Annotated in this window: 2 protein-coding genes; both read left to right on the forward strand. The window is 49.8% G+C overall.

Annotated elements, in window-relative coordinates; all coding sequences use genetic code 11:
- Positions 1-22 precede the first annotated feature (22 nt).
- On the forward strand, positions 23-607 hold the full coding sequence (locus BZG79_RS15905) for an FMN-dependent NADH-azoreductase (RefSeq protein WP_077774896.1): 585 nt from the start codon (positions 23-25) through the stop codon (positions 605-607).
- Positions 608-775: 168 nt separating this feature from the next.
- Positions 776-1,078, forward strand: a 303-nt coding sequence (locus tag BZG79_RS15910; protein WP_277920016.1) for an exonuclease domain-containing protein, incomplete at its 3' end; no start/stop codon positions are given.

Below are 1,078 nucleotides of genomic sequence, written 5' to 3' on the forward strand. Positions count from 1 at the left end.
ATCCCATTTTAAGGAGAAATATATGAAAGCGCTGGTCTTAAAATCAAGCATTCTCGGCCCCTACTCTAGCTCAAACACAGTCATTGACAGTGTAGTGGATTCCCTGTCTCCAGAGACGCTGATTGAGCGTGATCTGGCGGCGACTCCTTTGCCTACGCTAACAGGAAATAACGTCGGTGGTTTGCGTGGCGCAGACGAGCTCACTGAGCCGCAACAACAGGTGCAACAGGCATCGGACCAACTGATTGAAGAAATACAACAAAGCGATACTCTAGTGATCGCGGCACCTATGTATAACTTTACCATCCCCGTGCAGCTAAAAGCATGGATTGATCTGGTTGCCCGTGCAGGGGTAACGTTCCGCTATACCGAAAACGGTCCTGAAGGCCTGCTAACCGGTAAGCGCGCCATTGTGGTCACCACACGAGGGGGGATGCATAAAGGAGGAGACACGGATCATGTCACCGGATATATGCAAACGGTGCTTGGCTTTATTGGGATCACAGATGTCGAGTTTGTCTATGCAGAAGGCCTCGCCATGGGCGAAGAAAGCGCGACAAAAGCCATCGACGAGGCGAAGCAAACACTGAAGCGCCTTGCCTCTTAATGCGTTTTTGTTTGTAGATGATCGATCAGAGCCTGCCTCGTTGCAGGCTTTGATGCATTTGATCTTATCACCGACAGGATTGGTGATACGTCCTGCCAGTGTTACCATGAGCACTTATCGCAGGGTATTGACTCTGCTTTCTTTTGTTTGATCAAATTGGATTCGATTGTGACAGACGCGGACCAGCCAACCTTTTTTATTTACGACTTTGAGACGTTCGGTACCCATCCGGGTAAAGACAGGCCTTGCCAATTTGCTGGCGTTCGCACCGACAGTGATTTTAATATTATTGGCGAGCCTCTGGTGCTAATTTGTCAGCCCCCCAATGATTACTTGCCGGCCCCAGAAGCTTGTTTGGTCACAGGCATTACCCCGCAACTCGCACTGAAAAAAGGGCTGCCCGAACCGGAGTTTATTGCCCAAATCCATGCGGCTCTGTCTCAACCGAACACCTGTGTAATTGGCTATAAC

The sequence above is a fragment of the Salinivibrio sp. MA427 genome (genome assembly GCF_001996115.1).
In the GTDB taxonomy this organism is placed as follows: domain Bacteria; phylum Pseudomonadota; class Gammaproteobacteria; order Enterobacterales; family Vibrionaceae; genus Salinivibrio; species Salinivibrio costicola.